15 protein-coding genes are annotated in these 22,394 nt (G+C 66.6%); 3 read left to right on the plus strand and 12 right to left on the minus strand.

Annotation, left to right across the window (positions count from 1 at the left end):
• Nucleotides 1–27 precede the first annotated feature (27 nt).
• The 7 genes from ACH4EW_RS13010 to ngcE all read right to left on the minus strand — a co-directional run bounded on the left by ACH4EW_RS13010 (nt 28) and on the right by ngcE (nt 8,358).
• On the minus strand, nt 28–1,299 hold the full coding sequence (locus ACH4EW_RS13010) for a sugar ABC transporter permease (RefSeq protein ID WP_398255348.1): 1,272 nt from the start codon (nt 1,297–1,299) through the stop codon (nt 28–30).
• Entirely contained in the window at nt 1,296–2,084 is a 789-nt protein-coding gene (locus ACH4EW_RS13015) for an ATP-binding cassette domain-containing protein (protein WP_398255350.1), read from the minus strand. Before ACH4EW_RS13015 ends, ACH4EW_RS13010 begins: the two co-directional genes overlap by 4 nt.
• A 210-nt stretch (nt 2,085–2,294) precedes the next feature.
• Complete coding sequence (locus ACH4EW_RS13020; protein WP_398255353.1) at nt 2,295–3,410, minus strand: sugar ABC transporter substrate-binding protein; 1,116 nt, start codon at nt 3,408–3,410, stop codon at nt 2,295–2,297.
• A 116-nt stretch (nt 3,411–3,526) separates the two neighbouring features.
• Nucleotides 3,527–4,729: an ROK family protein gene (locus ACH4EW_RS13025; protein WP_398255356.1), complete on the minus strand. Its 1,203-nt coding sequence runs from the start codon at nt 4,727–4,729 to the stop codon at nt 3,527–3,529.
• A gap of 197 nt (nt 4,730–4,926) precedes the next feature.
• Nucleotides 4,927–5,844 carry a carbohydrate ABC transporter permease gene (locus tag ACH4EW_RS13030; RefSeq protein WP_398255358.1) on the minus strand — a complete coding sequence of 306 codons (918 nt, stop codon included), beginning with the start codon at nt 5,842–5,844 and terminating at the stop codon, nt 4,927–4,929.
• A gap of 91 nt (nt 5,845–5,935) precedes the next feature.
• On the minus strand, nt 5,936–6,859 hold the full coding sequence (locus ACH4EW_RS13035) for a carbohydrate ABC transporter permease (RefSeq protein ID WP_398255361.1): 924 nt from the start codon (nt 6,857–6,859) through the stop codon (nt 5,936–5,938).
• Nucleotides 6,860–6,912: 53 nt separating this feature from the next.
• On the minus strand, nt 6,913–8,358 hold the full coding sequence (gene ngcE, locus ACH4EW_RS13040) for an N-acetylglucosamine/diacetylchitobiose ABC transporter substrate-binding protein (protein WP_398255364.1): 1,446 nt from the start codon (nt 8,356–8,358) through the stop codon (nt 6,913–6,915).
• 499 nt (nt 8,359–8,857) lie between these two features.
• Between ngcE and ACH4EW_RS13045 the strand changes: the two genes are divergently transcribed.
• Nucleotides 8,858–12,703 carry a GH92 family glycosyl hydrolase gene (locus ACH4EW_RS13045; RefSeq protein ID WP_398255366.1) on the plus strand — a complete coding sequence of 1,282 codons (3,846 nt, stop codon included), beginning with the start codon at nt 8,858–8,860 and terminating at the stop codon, nt 12,701–12,703.
• Nucleotides 12,704–12,810: 107 nt separating this feature from the next.
• On the opposite strand, the gene ACH4EW_RS13050 is transcribed toward ACH4EW_RS13045, so the two are convergent.
• From ACH4EW_RS13050 to ACH4EW_RS13065, 4 genes are all read right to left on the minus strand, one after another.
• Nucleotides 12,811–13,455, minus strand: a complete 645-nt coding sequence (locus ACH4EW_RS13050; RefSeq protein WP_398255369.1) for a histidine phosphatase family protein — start codon at nt 13,453–13,455, stop codon at nt 12,811–12,813.
• A gap of 231 nt (nt 13,456–13,686) precedes the next feature.
• Nucleotides 13,687–16,401 carry an aconitate hydratase AcnA gene (acnA, locus tag ACH4EW_RS13055; protein WP_398255372.1) on the minus strand — a complete coding sequence of 905 codons (2,715 nt, stop codon included), beginning with the start codon at nt 16,399–16,401 and terminating at the stop codon, nt 13,687–13,689.
• A gap of 662 nt (nt 16,402–17,063) precedes the next feature.
• A complete protein-coding gene (locus ACH4EW_RS13060; protein ID WP_398255375.1) occupies nt 17,064–18,041 on the minus strand; it encodes an aminoglycoside phosphotransferase family protein in 978 nt (325 codons plus the stop codon).
• A 205-nt stretch (nt 18,042–18,246) separates the two neighbouring features.
• Nucleotides 18,247–18,789 (minus strand): carbonic anhydrase, encoded by a 543-nt coding sequence (locus ACH4EW_RS13065; RefSeq protein WP_398255377.1) that lies wholly within the window; start codon nt 18,787–18,789, stop codon nt 18,247–18,249.
• A 196-nt stretch (nt 18,790–18,985) separates the two neighbouring features.
• Here ACH4EW_RS13065 and ACH4EW_RS13070 point away from each other — a divergent pair, with 196 nt between their 5' ends.
• Both ACH4EW_RS13070 and ACH4EW_RS13075 read left to right on the plus strand, forming a co-directional pair.
• Entirely contained in the window at nt 18,986–19,165 is a 180-nt protein-coding gene (locus ACH4EW_RS13070) for a hypothetical protein (RefSeq protein WP_398255379.1), read from the plus strand.
• Between the two features lie 268 nt (nt 19,166–19,433).
• Nucleotides 19,434–19,943 (plus strand): GNAT family N-acetyltransferase, encoded by a 510-nt coding sequence (locus tag ACH4EW_RS13075; RefSeq protein ID WP_398255382.1) that lies wholly within the window; start codon nt 19,434–19,436, stop codon nt 19,941–19,943.
• Nucleotides 19,944–20,080: 137 nt separating this feature from the next.
• On the opposite strand, the gene ACH4EW_RS13080 is transcribed toward ACH4EW_RS13075, so the two are convergent.
• Nucleotides 20,081–22,303 (minus strand): HelD family protein, encoded by a 2,223-nt coding sequence (locus ACH4EW_RS13080; protein WP_398256039.1) that lies wholly within the window; start codon nt 22,301–22,303, stop codon nt 20,081–20,083.
• Nucleotides 22,304–22,394 lie beyond the last annotated feature (91 nt).

Raw genomic sequence — 22,394 nt, forward strand, 5'->3', positions numbered from 1 at the left:
GTGCCGGGCACAGGAGCGCGGCCGTGGTCAGGCGCGGCCCGCGGTCTTCTGGGTCTTGCGGGTGACCGAGTCGATGACGACCGTGGCGAGAAGCACACCACCGGTGATCATGTACTGGATCGGGGTGGCGATGCCTTCCAGGGCGAGGCCGTACTGGATCGAGGTGATCACCATGACACCGAGCAGCGCGTTCCAGGTGCGGCCGCGGCCGCCGAAGAGGCTGGTGCCGCCGATGACGGCCGCCGCGATGGCGTTCATCAGCAGGTCGCCGGTGCCCGCGCTCTGGTTGGCCGCGGCGATCTTGGAGGCCAGGAACAGGCCGCCGATGGCCGCGAACGTCCCGGCAATGGTGTAGACGGAGATGCGGATCGCCGTGACGTTGATACCGGCTCGGCGCGATGCCTCGACGCTGCCGCCGAGCGCGAAGATCTTGCGGCCGTAGGCGGTACGGCGCAGCACGAAGTCCGTGGCCACCAGGAACGCGAGGAAGATCACCAAGGCGAGCGGCAGGCCCTTGTACTGGTTGAGCACATAGGCGGCGACCAGGGCCAGGACCGCGAGCAGGCCCGTGCGCACCAGGATCTCGGTGAGCGGCCGGGAGGGGATGCCCGCCGCCTCACGCCGCCGGTTCTCGAAGAACGTGCTGAGGAAGTACACAGCCGCGGCGAATACGGCCAGACCGTAGGCGGCCGCCACATCGGTGAAGTAGTACGTGGTCAGATGCCCGACGACGCCTTCGGAGTCCAGGTTGATCGTGCCGTTGCTGCCCAGGATCTGGAGCATGAAGCCCAGCCAGAACAGCAGACCGGCCAGGGTCACGGCGAACGCGGGGGCGCCGACGCGGGCGAAGAAGAATCCGTGGATGGCGCCGATGACCGCACCGCTGGCGATCGCGACGAGAATCGCGAACCATTCGTTCATGCCGTGCGTGACCGTGATCACCGCGACGACGGCACCCGAGACACCACTGACCGAGCCGACCGAGAGGTCGATCTCGCCCAGCAGCAGCACGAAGACGATACCGACGGCGATCATGCCCGTGCCGACCATCGTGACGGAGATGTTGCTCAGGTTCTCCGCGGAGAGAAAGTTCGAGTTGAGACTCTGGAAGATCACCCAGATGATCAGCAGGCCGAGCACGACGGGCAGGGATCCCAGGTCCCCGGCTCGTATCTTGCGCTGGAACTCCGACACATAGCCCTTGAGGCCCTGTTCGCGTACGAGCAGCCGGGGGTCGACCGCGGTGACGGCGCCCTTGGCGGCCTCGGTCGTGGGGGCGGCGGTCTTTTCGGTGCTCACTTCTGAACCTCCGCGTTGCGCGCCGCACGACGGGTCACGGCGTTCTCCGTGGCTCCGGTGATGGCGGAGATGATCTCTTCCTGTGACGTGCTCTTCACGTCGAAGACGCCGTTGTTGCGGCCGAGACGGAGTACGGCCACCTTGTCGGCCACGGCCTTGACGTCCGCCATGTTGTGGCTGATGAGGATGACCGCGTGGCCGCGTTCGCGCAACCTCTCGACCAGGTCGAGGACTTGGGCGGTCTGCTCGACACCGAGCGCCGCGGTGGGCTCGTCCAGGATGACGAGCTTGGGCTCGCCGAGCATCGAGCGCGCGATCGCGACGGTCTGGCGCTGACCGCCGGAGAGCGAGGCGATCGGAATGCGCACACTGGGGATGCGGATGGAGAGGGTGTTGAGCAGTTCGAGCGAACGGCGCTCCATCTCCACCTCGTCGAGGATGCCGCGTCTGCGCAACTCCCGGCCGAGATAGAGGTTGCCGACGACATCGATGTTGTCGCACAGCGCAAGGTCCTGGTACACCGTCGCGATGCCCAAGTGCTGCGCGTCCTGCGGCTTGTTGACCTGGACGGCCCTGCCTTCCCACTCGATGACGCCGTCATCGATGGGATGCACACCGGCGATCGTCTTGACCAGCGTGGACTTACCGGCTCCGTTGTCGCCCACCAGGGCGACGACCTCACCGGCGTGGACCTCAAGCTCTACGTCGGTGAGTACCTGCACAGCACCGAATCGCTTGGAGACCCCTCGCAACGCCAGCACGGGCGTAGCGGACACATGAACCATCTCCTTCGCCGCCTGACCGGCGGGGATGCCACGCCTGGGGGAAGGCGCGGTGGTCGAGCAGAAGAGAACAAGAGAACAGAGAGCGGGGGAAGCGTTCCGCCCCCCCCATTTGCCGGTCGGTCATAGCTGCAAGTCGCGGAGGAATCAGCGTACTTGCAGCCATGGAGAGGCCGACCGGCCAAAGTTCCGCGGAAGTCGGCAGGGAGATCCCTACTTCAGGCCGAGCTTGTCGCAGGCGGCCTTGTACTTCGGGGTGCAGATCTCGCTCACCTGGTAGATGCCGTCCTTGAGAACGGTGTCCTGGATGTTCTCCTTGGTCAGCGCGACGACCGGGATGATCACCGAGGGGATCTTCTTGGTCGTCGGGCTGTCGACCGTGGAGGTCGCGAGGGAGCCGAGCTCCTTGCCCTGGGCCAGCTTCACGGCCATCTCGGCGGCGATCGGGCCCTGCTGGACGTAGGGCTTGTAGATGCTCATGAACTGCTCACCGGCGACGATGCGCTGCACACCCGCGAGCTCGGCGTCCTGGCCGGTGACCGGCGGGAGCGGGGAGATACCGGCGGCCTTGAGCGCGGTGATGATACCGCCGGCCATGCCGTCGTTGGCGGAGTAGACACCGACGATCTTGTCCTTGCCGATGGCCGAGATCGCCGCGTCCATGTTGGCGTTGGCGTTCTCCGGCTTCCACTCCTTGGTGTCGTACTCCTTGCCGATGTTCACCTTGCCGTCGAGTTCGGCGTGCGCGCCCTTCTTGAAGTCGGCGGCGTTGGGGTCGGTGATCGCACCGTTCATCATGACGATCTTGCCGGACTTGGCCTTGTCGCCGAGCGCCTCCAGCAGCGCCTTGCCCTGGACGTGTCCGACCTGGACGTTGTCGAAGGAGACGTACGCGTCGATCGGGCCCTGTGCCAGGCGGTCGAAGGCGACGACCGGGATACCGGCGTCGTGGGCCTTCTGGACCGAGGTCTTGATGGAGGCGGAGTCGACCGCGTCGACGATCAGCGCGTCGACCTTGTTGGTGATCATCGTGTCGACCTGCTGGGCCTGGGTCGGTGCGTCCTGCTTGGCGTTGAGGTACTGGACCTTGCCCTTGCCGTTGGTCAGCTCGCTGACCTTCTTCTCGATGAGCGGCTTGTCGAACTTCTCGTAGCGCGCGGTCTGGTTCTCCGGGAGGAGCAGACCGATGGTGATGTCGTCGCCCTTCTTGGCGCTCGACTCCGTGCTCTTCTTGCCATCGGCGTCCTTGGCACTGCCACAGGCAGCGAGGGACACCGCCATCGCGGTGGCGGCAACGGCAACAGCGGCACGACGCATACGCGTGTTCATTCTCGAACCTCCCTGACGAGGCCGCGACGTTGCGGCCGAGGTGACAGGAAGTCAACTCGGCCGCATCATCAGCGTCAAGGAGTAAATCCTTAACGAGATGACAACGGTGCCATTCGTTATCTAAGTGAAGGCAAGGAGCTCGTCGGACGAGTGCTGTCCAAAAGAGTCGAATCGCCCATCTCACTCAGTACCAGGGCCAGCGCACCCAGCACCTCGGCCCGGCCGCCGAGGGCCCCGGGCAGCACCGAGAGCTGCCTGGCGGCGCTGGGAATGGCATAGCGGGAGACCGAGTCGCGGATCGGTGCGAGCACCAGCTCGCCCGCCTCGGCGAGCGAACCGCCGAGCACCACCCGGCTGGGGTTGAGCAGATTGCAGAGGTTGGCCACCCCGCTGCCGATGTGCCGCCCGACGTCCCCGATCACCCGACGGCAGCCCGGATCGCCCTCGCGGGCCAGCTGGACCACCCGTTCCATGGTGAGATCGGGCCCGTGGCCGGGCCGGAGCAGCGGCAGGACGTATCGCGCGGCCGTGAACGTCTCGAGGCATCCCCGGTTGCCGCAGCGGCACACCGGACCCGATTCGTCGAGCGTGATGTGCCCGATCTCACCGGCTGTGCCGCCCGGCCCCCGGTAGATGTGCCCGTCGATCACCAGACCGGCGCCGACCCCGCTGGCGACCTTGATGTAGGCGAGGTCCTTGACCCCCCGGCCGCTCCCCCAGACCAGCTCGCCGAGCGCCCCGAGGTTGGCGTCGTTGTCGACATGCACCGGCACACCGAGCCGGCCTGCGAGCTCCTTGCTGGGGTTGATGCCCGTCCAGCCCGGCAGGATCGACGTGGAGCCCAGCGTGCCGGACTCGACGTCGATCGGGCCGGGAACACCGAGGCCGACCCCGATCACCTTGTCCGGGCTGATACCGGTCGTCTCGATCAGCCGTTTGACCAGCCGCTCCGCCCGGCCGAACCCCTCAGCCGCCGAGGCGTCGACATCCATCGGCTCGGCCTCCTCGGCGAGCACCTGGTGGGCGAGATTGCCGACCGCCACCCTCAGATGCGTATGCCCGAAGTCGACGCCGACCACAATGCCCGCGTCGCCGCTGAGCGAGACGCTGCGGGCCCGGCGGCCGCCCGCCGATGTGGCGGTCACCTCGACCGTGCCGCCCTCCTTCAGCTCGCGAACGATATTGGAGACGGTCGCCGCTGACAGGCCGGTGCTCCGTGCGATCTCCGCCTGGGTGAGCGAGCCGGCCATGCGTACCGCGCGCACGACCCGCTCAAGGTTGGCGCGATGCAGAGATGTCTGCGACCCCGGAGTCTCCATCGACTCTCTCACTCCTACCGTTTTCTCTAACATGTGAACTCTAAGCTGAGCGTTTTGGAGTGCTCCCCGTCAAGACCTTGAGCATGCGGAGCCTCGGGTGAGCACAGTGCCCGCGCCCGGAAAAGCGTCTGTGCACGGATGAACCGCCCGTCGACGCATGGCCGGCGGGCGGTTCATCCGTGCACAGAGTTCGGGTGCTACTTCACCGCACCCGCGGTGAGCCCTGCGACGACCTGACGCTGGAAGATGATGTAGGCCGCGAGGACCGGCAGCATCGCCATCACCAGACCGGCGAAGAGACCGGACCAGTCACCCTTGTATCCCTGGCTGTTGGCCAGTTCGACCAGCCCCTGGGAGAGCACCCGGTACTTCGGATCGGCGTTGAGCACCGTCGGCAGCATGTACTGGTTCCACTGCCCGAGGAAGTTGAAGATGCCGACGCTGATCAGGCCCGGCTTCGCCATCGGCAGCATGACCTGGAAGAACGTCCGGCTGTGCGAAGCTCCGTCCAGCATCGCCGCCTCCGCCACCGAGGTCGGCAGCGTCCGGAAGAACGAGGTGAGGAAGAAGACGGTGAACGGCAGCGAGTACGCGATGTAGACCATGATCAGTCCGTGTCGCGTGTTCAGCAGGGCCATGTTGTTCATGACGAAGAACAGCGGGACCAGCGCCAGGATGATCGGGAAGCTCATCCCGCCGATGAACAAGAAGTAGATGAAGCGGTTGCCGGGGAAGTCGAACCTGGCCAGTACGTACGCCGCCATCGAACCGAGCAGCAGCGTGCCGACGAGCGAACAGCCCACCACCACAACGGTGTTGAAGAAGTAGTCGCTCATGTGCGCCTGGCTCCAGGCGCGCGACCAGTTCTCGAAGTGCAGCTTGTCGGGCAGTGACCACGGCGCCGAAAGGATCGAGTCGTCGGTCTTGAACGACGCCATCACCGCCCACAGCAACGGCATGACGACCAGGATCGCCCAGATGATCAGCACACCGTGCGAGAAGACATTGAGGACCTGGCCCTCGCTGCTCTTCTCCTTGACCGCGGGCACGGACGCCTTGGCCACGGGGACCGGGTCCACCGCCGGGACCGCGGGAGGGGTTTCAGTGGTCTTCACGTGTACTCACCTCGTACTGTCGAGCCGGACACGGAGGCCGACCTGTGGTGCCTGCTGGGGGTCCGGGTGCCGTCTCCCGTCCATCGCAGCATCAGAACTCCAGCCGCTCGCGACGGCCCAGTCGCATCACGATGGCGGCAAAGGCCATGGTGACGATGAGCAGTCCGACACCGATCGTCGTCGCGTATCCGGCCTGCCCGTCGCGGAAGGCCGTCTGGTACACGTACAGCGGCAGGACCGTGGTCGAGTAGTCGGGACCACCGGGGCCCACGGTCATGACCTGTACGACGGTGAACGCCTCCGCGCCGAGGGCGAGGATGCCCATGTAGACCCAGCCCGACTGCACCGTGTCCCAGAGCAGCGGAAGCGTGATCCGGAAGAACGTCGTGAAGCGGTTGGCACCGTCGAGGAGCGCCGCCTCGTAGAAGTCCTTCGGAATCGACGCCATTCCGGCCGAGAACAGGACGACGAAGAAACCGACCGTCGACCAGATCAGCACCGACATGACACAGACGAGCGCCAGGCTCGGGTCACCCAGCCAGTCCGGCTGGACGGAACCCAGGCCGATTCCCTTCAGCGTCGCATTCAGCATCCCGTCACGCGGGTTGAACGCGAACTGGAAGAGCAGGGCGACAATGACGATCGAGAGCACCTGCGGGAAGAAATAGGCGATCTTGTAGAAACTCGACCCGCGCACGCCGGAGACCGCGGCGTTCTTGCGCCGCCGGCCTCCGACATTGAGCATGAAGGCGAAGAAAAGCGCCAGGCCCAGCGTCACCAGCGGCAGCAGCAGCACAAGCAACACGCTGTGCTGCAACGACTTCCAGAAGATGTCGTCCTTCAGCATCCTCGTGTAGTTGTCGAACCCGACCATCTTGAAGTCCGGGCTCAGACCGGTCCAGTCCGTGAACGAGTAGTAGATCGACTGGATGAACGGCCAGATGACGAAGACCGCGTACAACGCCAGTGGGACTGCCAAGAACCCCACGATGAAACGGTACTTGCCGTGCTGCATCGTTTACCGACCCCGATCTTTCCGCGGGTGCCGCCGCTGGTGACGGTTGCTCACTAGTGCTTGTAGTGCTTGATGGACTGGTCCTTGGCCGTCGCATCGGCGAAGGCCTGGATCTTCTTGATGGTCTCGGCCGGGGTCGCGCGGCCCGCCAGCATCTCGCCGAGACCGGCGATGCCGACCTGCTCCTTCTGGAACTTCGAGTACCAGCCCTCAAGACGCGGGTTCAGCACGTTGTCGCCGGCCAGCTTGAGCGCGTCGACGCCCGACTGCAGGGCGGTCGACAGGGCCAGGCCGTCGGTGCCACCGTTGAAGGAGGTGAGCGACTTGACCTGCTTGGTGAAGTTCTTCGAGGAATCCTCGGAGAGCATGATGCGCAGCTGCTCCATGGCACCCTCGGTGTTCTTCCCCTTGGCCGGGACGATGAAGGGCTCACCGCCGGAGGCCCAGATGGTGCCGAACGGCATCTTGTCGGAGGCGTCCAGGCCGGACGGCGCCGAGACCATCATCTTGAAGTCCTTGGGCGTGGTCGGCGACGCCTCGTTCTCCACCCACGAACCGTTCGGGATGAACAGCGCCTTGCCCTTGGTCCATTCGGTCTGCGACTGGATGTGGGTCAGGCCGGGGGTGCCCTTGAGGATGTACCCCTTCTTGTACAGCTCGTAGTACGCCTCGAACGCCGCCTTGACCGCAGGGTCCTTCCAGGCATTCGGCTCCAGGTTGTCCATCCGGTCGAGGACCTCGCGGCCGCCGATCTTCGCGATGAACGGGTAGAGCGAGTACGCCAGGTAGTAGGGGTACTTGCCCGGGTACGTCCAGCCGGCGATGCCCTGCTTCTTCGCCTTCGCGCACAGGGCGAGCATCTCGTCCCAGGTCTGTGGGTACTTCGCGTCGAGCTTGTCGAGCGCGGTCTGCGAGTACCAGACGCCGTACACGGTGTACGCGTAGTACATGATCCAGACCGGGTCGCCCTCCAGCTGGCCCATCTCCAGGACACCCGGGCGCAGCGTGTCACGGACCTTCTTGTTCGGGTCGTCGTAGGACGGGGCGTCCATGAGCGGCGTCAGGTCCATGAGCTGCTTCTTGCCGGCCAGGATGCCCATGTCCATCTGCTCGGCACCCGAGTTGTCGATCAGGTCCGGCGGGGTGCCGCCGTTGAAGCGCGGCTGCAGCTGCGTCGCGATCTTCTGGGTCGTGACGTGCTTGACCTTCGGGGCCTTCGGGAACGCCGCGTTGTACTTCTTCTCCGCGTCGATCGCGTACTGCTCACCGAAACCACCGTTGAAGATGACTACTTCGAGCGGGGCCGTCTCATTGACGCCGAGCGGGTTCGCCTTGGTGACCTTGCCCTTCTCGACCTTCTTGTCGCTGCTGCTGTCGCCGCTCGCACACGCCGACAGGAAGCTCATCGCCGGAACGGTGATCAGGCCGAGTGCGGCAGATCGCTTGATCACATCGCGACGGCCGAGGCCCTCATTCTTGTGGGCGGAGGTGGATCCCATGCTCAAGTCCTCGCCTTCTCCAGGACTCAGGCGGTGTGTACCGGTCGCCCGTCGAAACTCGCCTCAGGCGAAGGGCCCCGCCACCGCGGTCAGTTGCGCTTGGGTGGTACTGATTTCAGGCTAGCCATGTGCAGCGGGAGCTTCGGGAAATCGGACAGTGGATGCACGTGTTGCGCACTCCTTGACCGTACCCCCCGTGTCCCCCGTGTCCGCGTCGCCGGAAAAGCTGTGCAGACGCCGACAGGTATAGTCCACTCCCAGCCGCCTGAGCAAGATCGAAAGCAAGGTCGGACAGCAGTCTTTCCCGAGTTGAGACCTCGCGGATACCTGGGCCTCGTGCGCCCCGGCCCAGGTGCAACGACTTCCGCATTACGGTCGATTCGACTGGCGATTCACACCCAACACCCTTGACACATCCCACACTTGGCTCCCTACTGGACCTTGTGCACTTCCATGACAACGTTGTCCTAGCGCACTTCCTCGGGAGGAATGGCTCGGCATGCAGCCCCGACATGGTTCTCGCAAGAGACAAAGCCGTACGGCCGCACTGATCGCGGCTTCACTGGTTCTGGTCGTGACAGCCCCCACCGTGGCCGCCGCGCAGTCGGCCGGGACAGGCGAAATGAGCCAAAGCGCCTTGGAGGAAAGGACATTCAGTTCATCCTTCGAAGCGGACGAGAAGCAGCCGGACTGGCGCAACACCGTCGAAGAAGGTCCTGATGGCAAGAAGCGGTCATCGGGCGTCGATGGCGGCTTCTCCGCAGGAATACCGGGCAATGTCACAGACAAGGTGACAGACGTCCGCGCCAGCGGGGAGAACACCGGCGGCGGGGAGGTGAAGGAGAACCTGATCGACGGGGAATCCGGCACCAAGTGGCTGTCCTTCGAGCCCACCGCCTGGGTCGAGTTCGACCTCACCGAACCGGTGAGGCTCGTGACGTACGCACTGACGTCGGCCAATGATCACGACGAGCGCGATCCGAAGGACTGGACGCTGCAGGGCTCCACCGACGGCAAGGACTGGAAGGACCTCGACTCCCGGACCGGCCAGACGTTCAGCGAGCGGTTCCGGACGAAGTCGTACGACTTCACATCTGACACGGCCTATCAGCACTATCGTCTGCGGATCACGAAGAACAACGGCGCCTCTGACGCGACCCAGCTCGCCGACGTCCAGTTCTCCGACGGCAGCATCTCGGCCCCGGCACCCGACTCGATGCGCAGCCAGATCGACCGCGGCCCGTCCGGCTCCCCCACCGCCAAGGCGGGCGCGGGCTTCACCGGCAAGAAGGGCCTGCGGTACGCCGGTTCGCACAAGGCGGACGGCCGCGCCTACTCGTACAACAAGATCTTCGATGTGAACACGGCTGTAACCCGCGACACTTCACTCTCCTATCTGATCTACCCTCAGATGAGTGAGACGGACCTCTCCTACCCGGCGACGCATGTCGCGGTCGACCTGGCGTTCACGGACGGCACGTATCTGAGCGATCTGCGGGCCACCGACAGCAACGGCGGCCTGCTGACCCCGCAGGGCCAGGCCGATGCCAAGCGGCTGTACGTCAACCAGTGGAACAAGGTCGACTCGACGATCGGCACGGTCGCGGCGGGCAGGACCGTCGACCGGATTCTGGTGGCGTACGACTCCCCCAAGGGCCCGGCGAAGTTCCAGGGCTGGATCGACGACATCGAGATCGCGCCGAAGGCACCCGGGAAGCGCCGCTCGCACCTCTCCGACTACGCGTCGACGGTCCGTGGCACCAACTCCAGCGGTGGTTTCTCCCGCGGCAACAATTTCCCCGCCACCGCGGTCCCGAATGGCTTCAACTTCTGGACGCCGGTCACCAACGCCGGATCGACCAGCTGGCTGTACGAGTACGCGCGCGGCAACAACGACGACAACCTGCCCACCCTCCAGGCCTTCAGCGCCAGCCATGAGCCGAGTCCCTGGATGGGCGACCGGCAGACCTTCCAGCTGATGCCGTCGGCGGTCTCCGGGACCCCGGACGCCTCCCGCAAGGCGCGTGCGCTGCCGTTCCACCACGAGAACGAGACGGCGAGGCCGCACTACTACGGTGTGACATTCGACAACGGCCTCAAGGCCGAGATGACACCGTCCGACCACGCCGCCCGGATGCGGTTCACCTACCCCGGTGACGACGCGAGCATCGTCTTCGACAACGTCTCCAACGACGGCGGGCTCACCCTCGACCCGAAGAGCAGCTCGTTCAGCGGCTTCTCCGATGTGAAGAGCGGCGGTTCGACCGGAGCCACCCGCCTCTTCGTCCACGGCGTCTTCGACGCACCGGTCACCGCGAGCGGGAAGCTGTCCGGCGGCGGTGGCGACGACGTCACGGGCTACCTCCGCTTCGACGCGGGCAAGGACCGCACGGTCAACCTGCGACTGGCGACCTCACTGATCAGCATCGACCAGGCGAAGCAGAACCTCGCCGACGAGATCCCCGCCTCCCGCTCCTTCGGCCGGGTCGAGGACCGGGCGCAGCAGGCCTGGGACGACATCCTGGGCAAGGTGGAGGTCGAGGGCGCCACGGACGACCAGCTGACCACCCTGTACTCCAGCCTGTACCGGCTGTACCTGTACCCGAACTCGGGCTTCGAGAAGGTCGATGGCAAGCACAAGTACGCCAGCCCCTTCTCCCCGCAGGTCGGCTCCGACACCCCGACCCACACGGGCGCGAAGATCGTCGACGGCACGGTGTGCGTCAACAACGGCTTCTGGGACACCTATCGGACGACGTGGCCCGCGTACTCCCTCCTCACACCGGACAAGGCCGGCGAGATGGTGGACGGCTTCGTCCAGCAGTACAAGGACGGCGGCTGGATCTCCCGCTGGTCGTCCCCCGGCTACTCCGATCTGATGACCGGCACCTCCTCGGATGTCGCCTTCGCGGACGCCTACGTCAAGGGCGTGAAGTTCGACGCCGAGGCGGCATACGACGCGGCCGTGAAGAACGCCACCGTGGTCCCGCCGTCCTCGGGCGTCGGCCGCAAGGGCATGGAGACGTCCCCGTTCGTCGGCTACGCGAACACCTCCACGCACGAGGGCCTGTCCTGGTCGCTGGAGGGCTACCTCAACGACTACGGCATCGCGCAGATGGGCCGGACGCTCCACAGGAAGACGAAGAAGGAGCGGTACAAGGAGGAGTCCCAGTACTTCCTGAACCGCGCCCGCAACTACGTCGGCCTCTTCGACAGCAAGGCCGGTTTCTTCCAGGGCAAGGAAGCCAAGGGCGACTGGCGACTCCCTTCGGACCGGTACGACCCGCGGGTCTGGGGCTACGACTACACAGAGACGAACGGCTGGGGCTATGCCTTCACGGCCCCTCAGGACAGCCGTGGCCTGGCAAATCTGTACGGCGGGCGTGCCGGCCTGGCGAAGAAGCTCGACACGTACTTCGCCACACCGGAGACGGCCGGCCCCGAGTTCGTCGGCTCGTACGGCGGTGTCATCCACGAGATGACGGAGGCCCGTGACGTACGGATGGGCATGTACGGCCACAGCAACCAGGTCGCGCACCATGTCACGTACATGTACGACGCGGCCTCGCAGCCCTGGAAGACGCAGGAGAAGGTCCGCGAGGTCCTGAGCCGCCTCTACACGGGCAGTGAGATCGGCCAGGGCTACCACGGCGACGAGGACAACGGCGAGCAGTCGGCCTGGTACCTCTTCTCCTCGCTCGGCTTCTACCCGCTCGTGATGGGCAGTGGCGAGTACGCAATCGGCTCTCCGCTCTTCAAGAAGACCACGGTCCATCTGGAGAACGGCCACGACCTGGTCGTCAGGGCTCCGAAGAACAGCGCGAAGAACATCTATGTGCAGGGCCTGAGGGTCAACGGCAAGAAGTGGAAGTCGACTTCACTGCCGCACGACCTGCTGGCCAAGGGCGGCACCCTGGACTTCGACATGGGTGCGAAGCCTTCTTCGTGGGGCACCGGCAAGAACGCCGCGCCGGTCTCGATCACCACGGACGACAGCGTGGCGACGCCGAAGGCGGACGTGCTGAAGGGCGCGGGCGCCCTGTTCGACAACACCTCGGCCACCTCTGCGCCGGTTGCCTCGGTGGACCTGCCGGTGCCTTCGGCCACGAACGCGGTCCAGTACACGCTGACTTCGAGTGCGGCGGACAAGGCCCCGACGGGGTGGGTCCTCCAGGCGTCGTCGGACGGCACCAGGTGGAAGAACCTCGACAGGCGGTCGGCCCAGTCGTTCGCCTGGGACAAGCAGACGAGGGTTTTCTCGGTGAGCACGCCGGGCTCGTACGCGCACTACCGTTTGGTGTTCGCGAGTGAAGGGAGCCTCGCGGAGGTGGAGTTGCTCTCCTGATCCTCCGCCCGCTCCGGGTCACGCGGACGGCCGGTGTCTCGCTCCGAGGCACCGGCCACCCGCATGCCGGGCGGTCGGCCGGGTGCGGAGCGGCCGAGCCTCTTCGGTCAGTCCCGCTCCGAGGTGTCCGGAACGGCCCGGGGCAACAGACTCTCGGGCAATGTCACATTCCATGCCGTGATCACCGGATTGCCATGCTCGGTGCCGAGCCGCGAGACCGCTCCCGTGCCGAGCTGGAACAGTGTGCCCTCGGCCGGCGTCAGGCCGAGGTAACGGGCGGTGAGCACGCGCAGGAAGTGGGAGTGGGCGACGAGCGCGATGTCCCCATCCGTGTCCCGGTCCGCCGCCTCGGCGACTTCGGCCAGCACCCGATCGGCTCGGGCACCGACCTCGGCGGGTGTCTCGCCGGGGTGCGCCTCGGGGCCGGGGGCGACCCCGTCGGTCCACAGATTCCAGTCGGGACGGGTGCGGCGGATCTCGTCGGTGGTCACCCCTTCGTAGCCGCCGTAGTCCCATTCGCGCAGTTCGGGGGTGACACGGGGTGCGACGAGCCCGGCGAGCTCCGCGGTGCGCCGGGCGCGTGCGGCAGGGCTGACCAGGGTGAGCACGACCCGCCAGTCCGCGAGCAGCGGAGCCAGCGCGCGGGCCTGTCGTTCGCCGAGGGGGGTCAGCGGCAGATCGGTGTGGCTCGTGTGCTGCCCGGACCGCGACCACTCGGTCTCGCCGTGCCGGATCAAGATCAACTCGCCCATGCGTCTCATCCGCTCTCTGTGCTGTTCGTACTGCGAAGTCGGCAACCCCCGGTCCACGATCGCATTCCACGTGCCCGGGACGGGGTGGCCGTTGTCGGTGGCGCCGTACGTCGTCGGCTGCACCTCGCCCAAGAAGCTCTGACGGTGGCCGCGCAGCGGTGAGCCGGTACGGGAAAGGGCCGCACCCCTTCGTCCTGCGAAGAGGTGCGGCCCACTGCCCTGCCGGATCGCCTACTTGCGGATCAGGCTGCGGAGCACGTACTGCATGATGCCGCCGTTGCGGTAGTAGTCCGCCTCACCGGGGGTGTCGATGCGGACGACCGCGTCGAACTCCACACCGGTGTCGGTGGAGACCTTGACGGTGCGCGGCGTGGTGCCGTTGTTCAGCTCGGTCACGCCGGTGAAGGAGAAGGTCTCCTCGCCGGTCAGGCCGAGGGCCTCGGCGCTCGCGCCCTCCGGGAACTGGAGCGGAAGGACGCCCATGCCGATGAGGTTCGAGCGGTGGATGCGCTCGTACGACTCGGCGATGACGGCCTTGACGCCGAGGAGCGCGGTGCCCTTGGCGGCCCAGTCGCGGGACGAACCGGAGCCGTACTCCTTGCCCGCCAGGATGACGAGCGGGGTGCCGGCGGCCTGGTAGTTCTGCGAGGCGTCGTAGATGAACGACACCGGCGCGCCGTCCTGCGTGAAGTCGCGGGTGAAGCCACCCTCGGTGCCCGGGGCGATCTGGTTGCGCAGGCGGATGTTCGCGAAGGTGCCGCGAATCATGACCTCGTGGTTACCGCGGCGCGAGCCGTAGGAGTTGAAGTCACGGCGCTCGACGCCGTGCTCCGTCAGGTACTTGCCGGCCGGGGTGTCGGCCTTGATCGCACCGGCCGGGGAGATGTGGTCGGTGGTGACCGAGTCGCCGAGCTTGGCGAGCACCCGGGCGCCGGTGATGTCCTCGACCGGGGTCGTCTCCATCGTCATGCCCTCGAAGTACGGGGGCTTGCGCACGTAGGTGGACTGCGGGTCCCACTCGAAGGTGTTGCCGGTCGGGATGGCCAGCGCCTGCCACTGGGCGTCGCCCGCGAAGACGTCCTGGTAGGACTTGTTGAACATGTCCTCGCCGATGGCGTTGGCGACGACGTCGTTGACCTCGGCCTCGGAGGGCCAGATGTCCGCCAGGTAGACCGGCTTGCCGTCCTGGTCGATGCCCAGGGCGTCCTTGGTGATGTCGACCTTCATCGAACCGGCGATGGCGTACGCGACGACCAGCGGCGGGGACGCGAGGTAGTTCATCTTGACGTCGGGGTTGATCCGGCCCTCGAAGTTACGGTTGCCGGAGAGCACCGAGGTCACGGCCAGGTCGTGCTCGTTGACCGCCTTGGAGACCTCTTCCGGCAGCGGGCCGGAGTTGCCGATGCAGGTGGTGCAGCCGTAGCCGACGAGGTTGAAGCCGACCTTGTCGAGGTACGGGGTCAGGCCCGCCTTGTCGAAGTAGTCCGTGACGACCTTCGAGCCCGGGGCGAGGGTGGTCTTGACCCACGGCTTGCGGGTCAGGCCCTTCTCGACGGCCTTCTTCGCCACGAGCGCCGCGGCGACCATGACGTACGGGTTCGAGGTGTTGGTGCAGGAGGTGATCGCGGCGACGGTGACGGCGCCGTGGTCGATCTCGTACGTCGTCCCGTCGGGGGCGGTGACCGTGGTCGGACGCGACGGCACACCGTTGGAGGAGGCCGGGGCGTCGGAGGCCGGGAAGGACTCCTTGCCTGCCTCCTCGTCCTCGGAGACGTAGTTGCGGACGTCCTGCGCGAACTGCTCCTTGGCGTTGGCCAGGACGATGCGGTCCTGCGGGCGCTTCGGGCCGGCGATCGACGGGACGACCGTCGACAGGTCCAGCTCCAGCTTCTCGGAGAAGTCCGGCTCGGCGGCCGGGTCCAGCCAGAGGCCCTGCTCCTTGGCGTACGCCTCCACGAGCGCGACCTGCTGCTCGTCACGGCCGGTCAGACGCAGGTACTTCAGGGTCTCGTCGTCGATCGGGAAGATCGCGGCGGTGGAGCCGAACTCCGGCGACATGTTGCCGATGGTGGCGCGGTTCGCGAGGGAGGTGGCGGCGACGCCCTCACCGTAGAACTCGACGAACTTGCCGACGACACCGTGCTTGCGGAGCATCTCGGTGATGGTCAGCACGAGGTCGGTGGCGGTGGTGCCGGTGGGCAGCTCGCCGGTCAGCTTGAAGCCGACGACGCGCGGGATGAGCATGGAGACCGGCTGGCCGAGCATCGCGGCCTCGGCCTCGATGCCGCCGACGCCCCAGCCCAGCACGCCCAGGCCGTTGACCATCGTGGTGTGCGAGTCGGTGCCGACGAGGGTGTCGGGGTACGCCTGGCCACCCCGGACCATGACCGTACGGGCCAGGTGCTCGATGTTGACCTGGTGGACGATGCCGGTGCCCGGGGGGACGACCTTGAACTCGTCGAAGGCGGTCTGGCCCCAGCGCAGGAACTGGTAGCGCTCCTTGTTCCGGCCGTACTCCAGCTCGACGTTCTGCGCGAACGCGTCGTTGGTACCGAACTTGTCCGCGATGACGGAGTGGTCGATGACCAGCTCGGCCGGCGCGAGGGGGTTGATCTTGGCCGGGTCGCCGCCCAGCTCCTTGACGGCCTCACGCATGGTGGCGAGGTCCACGACACACGGCACACCGGTGAAGTCCTGCATGATCACGCGGGCAGGCGTGAACTGGATCTCCTGGCTGGGCTGCGCCTGGGAGTCCCAGCCGCCGAGCGCCCGGATGTGGTCGGCGGTGATGTTCGCGCCGTCCTCGGTGCGGAGCAGGTTCTCCAGCAGCACCTTCAGGCTGTAAGGGAGGCGCGCGGAGCCCTCGACCTTGTCCAGCTTGAAGATCTCGTACGACTCGTCGCCCACGCGCAGCGTGCTGCGGGCGTCGAAGCTGTTCGCCGACACGACAGTCTCCTTCATCAATGTGCGCGTACTCCGCGCCGCGCCTCATTACGGCGGGCGCCGCGTGGTGCCGCCTACGGCCCCTCGACCATCCGCTAAGGTAAGGCTTAGTTAGGTAACCCTTACCGACTGGCGGACTGCAGTGCGCCTTCGGCATATATCTCGATGTCGAGATAACTCTAGTACATCACCGCCGCACGGTCATGCGCGGGCGGGTGTTGTCCGCTGTCATCCAAACGAGGCGTTTGACAGCGAACCCAGTCGTTCCGCCTTCCTTGCCGGCGAACCCAGTCGTACGAGGGGACGTACTGGGGGTACTGGGTGGCCCTACCGGTCGGAGTGGATCTTGCGGAGCCTTATGTCGAGCTGCCGTACGTGGACGCTGTACGCGAGTGTCGACGGCGTCCGCTGCTGGACTGCGTGACGGCGCGGTTCGAGGACGTGCCGGCGGTACGGCCGTTTCGCTGGTCGCGTGGTGAGGGCCTCGGGCCGAAACAGATATGGCTGAGGCTCATGGACGACTACGAAGCCTCCGTGCCCTACAGGATGCTCCGCCACTACGTCCGTCAGTACTGCCCTCCACGGCACAATGCCGCAAGAGGAAACCCCCGCTCTCCCCAGGGTCGCTTTCAGTAATTTCCTGAATCGAGACGAGATGTGCCGTCTCAGCTGATCCGTTCCCGTTCGTGCTGTTGTCGGTGGGGGCGGCAAGCGTTCGTCTCTGTCACGACCCACGATCGGGGCGGCATTACTTCGTCGACTCCAGGATGCGGGCGGTCGAGTGTCCGGCGCCCCATTCTGCTCATCGTCGGATTGCTCTCGACGTAGTACCAGACAAGACCCATCGCCTGTTCGAAGGCCCATGCCTTGCCGCGCTCCCACTCCAGATCGTCGCAGGCCAGTGTCCGCCGGAGCACTTCCCGTGGGCCCGGTTGCAACAGGTGCCAGCCGCTGACCAGATCCAGCGCGGGGTCGGCCGGGCCGAAGCCGCCGGTGTCAAGGACGCCGCTGAGCCGGTCTCCGGCGACCAGTACGTTGCCGGGAATCAGGTCACCATGGCTCATCACGTCGGCAGCCGTGCGTGGCAACTCCCGGAGGTGACTCCACACCTGGCGCAGCCGGGGCACGTCGAGCAGCCCCTTGCTCTCCTCGAAGCACTTCGCCATCCAGTCGTCGTGGTGAGCGAGAACGCCGCCACGGTTCTCACCGCTGAAACGCCGCCCCCGCGTCTCGGCGTCCCGCAGGGCTGCGATGAAGGCCGCAAGGTCCTCGGCGAAAGCGTCCGACCCACTCGGGTCGGCATCGAAGGCGACCGTTCCCGGCAGCCATGTCTGGACCGACCACGGCATGGGGTAACCCGCTCCAGGCTTTCCCAGGGCGACGGGTTCCGGAACGGGGAACCGAGACACCTGTGCCAGCTCCGCGCTCGCCTGGGCTTCCCGTTCCAGAACCGCCAGCGTCTCCGCGGCATCGGTCAGGCGCAGCGGGAAGCGCGCGGAGAGGTCGTCCCCGATACGGAAGATGGCGTGGACCGTCCCGGTCGACGACAGGAGTTGGATCGCCTTGCCGCTCCACTGAGGGAACTGTTCTTGGATCAAGGTCGCAACGTTGTCGGTGGTCACGTCCACTTGGTCATCGTGCATGGTCAATCTCGCAGGCCCTTCCACTTGTCCGGTTCGTAACGACGGAAACAGTCCAGATCGACTGAGACGACAGCCAGTATTCAGACGCCAGGTTCCAGATCGACTGAGATTCTTTCGGCCACCCAGGTGTCTCAGCCGTTCTGGTCGCCCCAGGTCACAGCGTCTCGTCGCCGGACCGGGTCTGCCGGGGCCGGCCGTGTCCTGCTCAGCCGGGCTGCACGACGGTGGTGATCTCCCCGGTCCCGAGGTTGTAGGCGTAGCCGCCGATCTTGATGTCGCCGATGGCCGGCGCGAGCTCGGGTGCCGAGCGCAGCTTGGCGATGTCTTTCTGGACCGTCTTGGACGGCTCCAGGACGGCCATCTGCAAGGATGTCTGTTCGTCCCAGCCGCCGCGGGCGGCGTAGCCGGCGCGCAGATCGTCGTCGGCGAGCAGTCCCGAGCCGCAGTCGGTGTGGTGGATGACGGCGATCTCGAACCAGTCCGCGTCGGGGGTCTTGTTCTCGTGCAGGTGCACGATCCAGGCGAGGTCTTTGATGACCGCCGGCGTCACGCGGCCGCCGACGTTACGTGCGACGATCGCTTCTCCGAGCCGGGCGCCCAGCACAGCCGCAGGCTCCACGCGCGGATCGATGCAGATGATCAGGTACAGCTGCTTGAAGGGGACGAACGGGACCTGGGGGACGTCGGCTTGGGCACCGGAGGCCGCGAAAGCCCGGTTGCGCTCCAGGTACGGGGTGAAGTTCGACATGACTGGTTCCTTCAGGAGACGGTGGCAGCCTGAGGCTGTGAGACCGGCACCGCATGCGCGGCGTCAATGTCCGCGATGCGCAAGCCGGCCTGTTCGGCCATGAACCGCAGGGGGCGGCAGCAAGCGACGCTGCTTTCGAAACACGCCCTAGGCGCCACCATCGCCCACGAGGGGATCACGCGCCAGGCGGGTCACGATGCCCAAGAAGTACGAGTGGATCGTGGAAGGCGACATCAAAGCCTGCTTCGACGAGATCTCGCACACCGCTCTCATGGAGCGGGTACGGGCACGCCTCGGAGACAAGCACGTCCTGGCCCTGGTGCAGCCCTATTTCGATTGCACATCCGAGTCGGACACCGGAGCATGGGCCGACTGAAAGTGATTGCGCTATCGACAGGTACACATAGGTGACTCAGCACGACGAACAACGTCAGACCCTCACCGGCCCCGATGGGCTGCCCGTTCTGACCTACATCCGAGGCACTCGCGACGGTCACCCCTGGGCCGACCTCACCGAGGCGGTTGGCCCCGATCCTGTGCCGTCCATCCTCACCAGCATGTCCGGGTGGGCCGTGTCAGGATCCGTGGAACTTGGCGAAAAGCTGATCCAGCACGGCGCACGTGTCATGCGACACGCCCACAGCATGCACGTTGACTTGGCCTCCGGCCCTTCCCCGTCCGAGTGGTCAACCATCAGCCTGCCGGACGGACTCCACATCGCTCCCTGCAACCGTCCGGCCCATGAGCTGTTCCCCGCGTGGCGGGCTGCCTTCTCTCCCGAACATCCGGATCACTTCCAGGGGAGCGACGGGGAAGCCCTGGACACACAACTGGCCCCGCTGCTGACCGGCGAAGTGCTGGGCCCGGTCATGCCCTGCAGCACACTGGCGGTAGATGAAACAGACCGCGTGGTCGCCGGAGTCATCATTACGGACCGTGACGGCCTTCCGTGGATCGCGACCGTCTTCCGCCGGCCAGATCCCCACTGTGCCGGTCTTGGCTCCGTGCTTCTGCGCCGGATGCTGGCAGACGCCGCGTCCCGCGGTCTCACAGAGATGGCGTTGGTGGTGAGTGACGGCAATCGCGCCCGTCATCTTTACGAGAAGCTCGGATTCCGGCTCACCAGTACTTCCCTCACCGTCCTCGTCCCCTGACCGTTCCTGACCAGTGCGCATGAGTGAGTCCTGGACCCACTGCTGCGGTCTGGGCGCATCCGAACGCGCGGCACCCGACATCCCGCCCCGGCTCCCGACCGCGCCTCAACGGCTCCGCGGGCAACGGGCGACAACGGTCAGCGGCGCACCCTCTCCAGTCCCCCGAGTGCCTCGGGAAGATCACCGGTGTGCAGCACCCCGAGGTGCTGGGTGGCGCGGGTCAGCGCGACGTACAGGTCGCTCACCCCGTACGCGGACGGTTCCACGACCAGCACGGTGTCGAACTCCAGGCCCTTCGCCTGCCGCGCGTCCAGCAGCACCACGTCCCGGGTGAGGTCGGGTGCCGGCCCGTACCCCGCGTCCGGCAACCGCGTCAGGAGCGACGCGTGCAACGCGGCCGGAGCGACGACGGCGACCCGTCCCCCGCCCTCGGCCGCAGCGGCCTCCCGGGCCACGGCGGCGGCGAGCCCGTCCGCGGTGACCCGCAGCGCCCAGGGCCGCACCCCGGTCGACCGCACCGAACCAGGCGGCACGAACGACGGGTCGTACGCCCGCAGGAACCCGGCCGCCACCTCCATGATCTCGGCGGGCGTCCGGTAGTTGACCCCCAGTCGTACGTGCTCCCAGCGGTCGCCCACGTACGGTTCCAGAATGCGTTCCCAGGAGCCGAGCCCGGCCGATTCGGCGGTCTGCGCCGGGTCACCGACGAGGGTCATGGAACGGGTCGGTACGCGCCGCATCAGCAGCCGCCAGGCCATCGCCGAGAGTTCCTGCGCCTCGTCGACGACGATGTGGCCGAACGCCCAAGTGCGGTCGGCCGCCGCCCGTTCGGCGGCGGTGCGGTGGTCGGCCTCCTCATGGCGTTCGGCCATCCGCTCGGCGTCGATGATGTCGTGCGCGGCGAGGACCTCGGACTCCTCGTCCTCGAACTCGTACGTCTCCGAGCCCGCCGAGAGATCCAGCACCCCCTGCGCGTAGGCGATCCGCTCCTGCCGTTCGGCCTCGGCCGCGGCACGGGCGGCGCTGTCGTCCTCGCCGAGCAGTTCCGCCGCCTCGTCGAGGAGCGGCACGTCGGCCGGGGTCCATTCCTCGTCCTGCCGGCGGATCAGTTCGGCCTCCTCGTCGTCGAGATGGACCGGCTCCGCGAGGAAGTCCGTGACGAACTCCTGCGGGGTGAGCAGCGGCCACAGTTCGTCGACGGCGGCGTGGACCTCCCGGCTCGTCGCGATCTCCTTGCCCAGTTGGGCGAGGTCGTCGGGCCCCAGCAGATTGGGGCCGCCGAACGGGTCGGCACCGATCCGCTCGGCCAGTTGCTCGGTGAGCGCGTCGATGATGTGGAACGTGAAGACGGGGCGGGCCAGATTGTGGGGCAGTCCGCTCTCGCGCGCCCGGTGGCGCGCGTCCTCGGCCATGGCCCGGTCAAGGAGGAGCGTCCCGTACCCCTCGTGGTCGATCGCGGTCGCCCGCTCGGGCACGGTCTGCCGGTCCCGCAGCGCTGTGGCCAGCACCTCGGCCATCCCGGCCCGGCCCTTGACCTCGGCGGCGGCCGGACTGTCGGTACCGGTGGCGCACACCCCGGGGAAGAGTTCACCGACGGTGGCCAGGAGTACCCCGGTCTCGCCCAGGGACGGCAGCACGTCGCCGATGTAGCTCAGGAAGGCGGGGTTCGGTCCGACGATCAGCACCGCGCGGCGGGCCAGCAGTTCCCGGTGCTCGTACAGCAGGTACGCCGCGCGGTGCAGCGCGACGACGGTCTTCCCGGTGCCGGGACCACCCTCGACGACCAGCACGCCCCGGTGCGGAGCCCGGATGATGCCGTCCTGTTCGGCCTGGATGGTCCGGACGATGTCGTGCATCCGGCCCGTGCGGGACGCGTCGAGCGCGGCCAGCAGGACCTCGTCGGCATCGGCCCCCTCGTGTCCGGTGCGGGTCGGGTCGGCGAGGTCCATCAACTCGTCGTGGAGCGCGGTGACGGTGCGCCCCTGCGTGGTGATGTGCCGCCGTCGCCGCAGCCCCATCGGGGTGTGGCCGGTGGCCAGATAGAAGGGACGTGCCACATCCGCCCGCCAGTCGATGACCAGCGGTGTGCGGGATTCGTCGTCCTGTCGAATTCCGATGCGTCCGATGTGGTGGGTACGACCGTCCCGGAAGTCGAGGCGCCCAAAGCACAGCCCGTTCTCCCCCGCCTGAATCGCACTGAGCAGCCCGGACTGTTCTGTCACCAGGACGTCCCGCTCGATCCTTGCCTGGAAACCGTTCCCCACCTGCGCGAGCGCGGCACGCACCGACTCCTCGGCCTGCTTCCTGAGGAGATCGAGCCGTGCGTAGAGGCCGGTGATGAATTGCTGTTCCTGCCGCATTTCCTCGCTTGACAATTCCGCTCCTGACGCGATATGGTTTTTGTAGAGAGTTTTTCTTCATGCTTTTTGTCGAAGTCGTGAAGAATCAAAT

Source organism: Streptomyces sp. NPDC018000 (assembly GCF_044328025.1).
Classification (GTDB): domain Bacteria; phylum Actinomycetota; class Actinomycetes; order Streptomycetales; family Streptomycetaceae; genus Streptomyces.